Origin of the sequence: Dietzia sp. DQ11-44, assembly GCF_014145205.1 — a bacterium.
GTDB lineage: Bacteria > Actinomycetota > Actinomycetes > Mycobacteriales > Mycobacteriaceae > Dietzia > Dietzia natronolimnaea.
In genome coordinates this window covers 1-3,259 of record NZ_JAALEC010000351.1, presented here as the reverse complement: position 1 = coordinate 3,259, position 3,259 = coordinate 1, and the positions used below count along the sequence as shown (strand labels likewise).

Below are 3,259 nucleotides of genomic sequence, written 5' to 3'. Positions count from 1 at the left end.
GCGCGCGCCGCATGGCCGAGGGCGTGGGCTCGGGATCGACGGGCGTCAGGGCGAGATCCATGTCCGTGATGATGCCCCACCGGGGCCGGGAGGTGGAGGGCCGGTGCTGCGTGGGAGGTCACGGGCGTGCGGAACGGGACCGCGCATTAGTCTGGGCGGCATGCCCGATCCCGCCCGTCCCCTGCGCAGCAACGGCGATCCCCTGGTGTCCGCACCCCCCCGTGGCGCCGGTGGCGCCCACGCCCTGCGCGAGCCGGCTCCGGCGACCGCCACCGAGGACGTCCCCGACTCCGGGGAGGGTCTGCTGACGTCCAACCGGGTTCTCGTCACGGCTCCGCGTCACCGGATCTCCCCCCGCACGCCGGTGTTGTGGGTGATCGAGGGGATCTGGTCGTGGGCGATCCTCGCCGCCCTGCAGGTCGGGTGGTACTTCTGGGGCGACAACGTGATGGGGTTCTGGAACTGGGTCGCGCTGGCCGCGACCGTCCCGTTCGCGTTCATGTCGATCGTGGTGGCGCCGTGGTGGCGCTACATCGTGGCCCGCTGGGACGTCTCGGACACCGCGGTGTGCTCGCGCAAGGGCTGGTGGACCACCCAGTTCCGGATCGCCCCGCTGGCCCGCCTCCAGACGGTGTACACCACCCGCAACCTGTTCGAGCGCTGGTTCGGCCTGGCCACGGTCCACGCCTCCACCGCCTCCGCCCAGGGCACGGTCGAGATCAGGGGGCTGACCCTCGCTGATGCCGAGGCCCTGGCCCAGCACCTCATCGCCATCGCCAACCTGGACTCGGAGGACGGGACGTGAGCGGACCGGGCGCCGCGACCGGGGTGACGGCGGGTCCGGACGACGACGACGAGGCCGGCTCCTCCGTCGACACCGCGCGGGACCCGGGTTCCGACCCGACGGAGGAGGACACCGCGGCCGATCGGACCGACGAGGCCGGACAGGTCGACCCGGAGGCCCCGTGGGAGCGGTTGTCCTGGCGGATGCTGCTGGTGGATCCCCTGGGGATGCTCACCCGGTTGCTCCCGCTGTTCCTCATCTCCCTGTGGCTGGGCTCGAACCGCAACAACTACTGGTTCGAGATCGGCGTCATCTCACTGATCGTCCTCGGCAGTCTGCTGCGGTGGCTGTCCACGAGCTATCAGGTCGGCCGGACCCACATCATCCTGAGGAAGGGCTTCTTCAGCCGCAACGTGGTCACGGTGTCGCGCCAGCGGATCCGCAGCGTGGACACCGAATCGGATCTGTTCCACCGGGTCATGCGGGTGTCGATCGTCGAGGTCGGCACCGGCCGCGCGGACTCCGGGAAGTCGGACGCCGAGCGGTTCCGGCTCAACGCCATCGACACGGCCCAGGTCGAGCCGCTGCGCGACGAGTTGCTCGAGCACCGGCGTGCCCTGGACCCGACGCTCAGCGAGGAGGACGAGGAGCAGTGGGGGTCGAAGTACGGTGAGGACATCTCCCAGTGGCGCGTCACGTGGGCAAGGTTCGCGCCGTTCTCCTTCATCGGGTTCGGCGTGCTCCTGTCACTGTGGCTCATCACCTGGCAGATGGGCGACATGCACGACCGCGTCATGGACCTCGCGGTGGTCGAGGCGGCCGTCTCGTGGCTCGATTCCCTCGGACAACCGTGGACCCTGGTCGGCGAGGCCGTCGCGATCTGGATGGTGGCCGGCGTCCTGGCGATCATCACGTACGCGATCCGCTACGGGAAGTACGCACTCACCGACCGTGGGCAGTTGCTCTACGTCCAGAACGGCATCCTGCGCCGCAAGCACCAGGCGTTGGACAAGGCGAGGCTCCGCGGGGTCGAGATCCGTCTGCCCGTGTACCTCCGGCTCCTGGGCGGCGGCCGGCTCGAGCCCATCATGACGGGGACCAAGAAGGGTGCCGCCGCGTCGACCCTGCTGCCGCAGGCACCCATCAAGGACGTCCGCCGGGTGGCGATCCGCATCCTCGGCGACCCGACCCCCGTCACCGTGCCTCTGCGACGTCACCCGTGGAAGGCCGCCCGGCGGCGGATCACCCGCGGACTCATGCCGTTCTGGATCGTGGCCGGTCTCATCGTCCTGGTCCGGATCGACTCCGGTCCCTCGGCCGACATCTGGGTGCGGTGGGCGATCCCGGCGGCCCTCGTGTTCTTCCTCGCGTTGTCGGTCGACCGGATCAGGATGCTCGGCCACGCACTGCTGCCCGACATGCTGGTGACCTCGCACGGGTCGTGGACCGCCAAGCGGACGGTGCTCGAGGCGGACGGGATCATCGGATGGACGGTGACCCAGTCGGTGTTCCAGCGCTCGGCCGGGGTCGCCACCGTCTCCGCGGCCACCCCGGCGGGCAACGGCGTCTACTCGGTGATGGACATGGACGCCGACGAGGCGTGGGCTCTGGCCGAGGCGCTGACCCCGGGGATCACGGACGTCTGGAACCACGAGGGTGACCCCGACGTGCGTTCCTCACCCTCGATGGGTATCCGGGCGCAGTGATCGACCCAGGGTCGCGACCCACAGCGGGATGAGACCGCCCACCAGCAGCAGCGCCAGGCCCCGCAACCCGATCGGGACCGGCATGTCCCCGCCGGGACCCAGGTTGAGCGCCACCAGGGTGAGGATCCAGATCAGGGCCGGGAACACGGCCACGATCGCGCGTTCGGACCAGGCGGAGGCCACCCGCACCAGGAACAGCGACCACGCGCCGGCCACCAGGATGGTGAACGGGGCCGGGACCGGGCCGACATACGCGGTCAACCAGGCGACGGTGAGGACACAGCTGGTCGCGGCCCCCACCGCGAGCATCAGCAGCGCCACGCCGAGCTCCACGGCCGAGGTGGTGCGCGCGACGGCGGTCCGGCGGGTCACCGGGACTCCCCCACGAGTCCGTCGAGAAGGTGTGCGGTGCCGGGCGGGCACTTGACGTAGGGGCCGTCGGGGTCGACGAGGTCGTGGGCGATGTACCACTCGACCTCCGAGACCGGCTGCAGCACCCCGTTGGTCAGTGCGAGGAACCACGGATCGTCGTCCGTGCCGGGCACCAGTTCCAGCTGGGTCGCGTGCCCGGTCAGTGCCTCCAACTTGGCCGCATAGGTCGCGTCGTCGAGCGGCACCCGGTGGGTGAGTCGGGAGTCCGGCACCGAGGGAAGCTCGGACTCCCCCGCGTGCCGCAGGTGGCCGGGTGGCGCGGGGTGCCGTCGCGAGACGTCCGACCGGGCGGTCACCGTCCACGCCATCCGCCGGGGCCGGTGGCCGGCCTCGTCGA

The 3,259-nt window shown here is 70.8% G+C and carries 3 protein-coding genes and 1 pseudogene; 2 read left to right on the top strand and 2 right to left on the bottom strand.

What is annotated here, in order from left to right; genetic code table 11:
• The first annotated feature begins 160 nt into the window (after window positions 1-160).
• Together G6018_RS09425 and G6018_RS09420 are read left to right on the top strand one after the other, a co-directional pair.
• A complete protein-coding gene (locus G6018_RS09425; protein ID WP_179525600.1) occupies window positions 161-805 on the top strand; it encodes a PH domain-containing protein in 645 nt (214 codons plus the stop codon).
• Complete coding sequence (locus G6018_RS09420; RefSeq protein ID WP_182610541.1) at window positions 802-2,490, top strand: PH domain-containing protein; 1,689 nt, start codon at window positions 802-804, stop codon at window positions 2,488-2,490. Before G6018_RS09425 ends, G6018_RS09420 begins: the two co-directional genes overlap by 4 nt.
• Here the strand turns inward: G6018_RS09420 and G6018_RS09415 are convergent.
• Window positions 2,461-2,862 (bottom strand): hypothetical protein, encoded by a 402-nt coding sequence (locus G6018_RS09415; protein WP_182610540.1) that lies wholly within the window; start codon window positions 2,860-2,862, stop codon window positions 2,461-2,463. The two genes, G6018_RS09420 and G6018_RS09415, sit on opposite strands and share 30 nt — an antisense overlap.
• A pseudogene (locus G6018_RS09410) lies at window positions 2,859-3,259 on the bottom strand (N-acetyl-1-D-myo-inositol-2-amino-2-deoxy-alpha-D-glucopyranoside deacetylase); the annotation flags it as partial. The gene G6018_RS09415 and the pseudogene G6018_RS09410, both read right to left, overlap by 4 nt.

Bases quoted from the DNA above. Each gene is read 5' to 3' on its own strand.
- G6018_RS09425 (WP_179525600.1), top strand. From the start codon at position 161: ATGCCCGATCCCGCCCGTCCCCTGCGCAGCAACGGCGATCCCCTGGTG.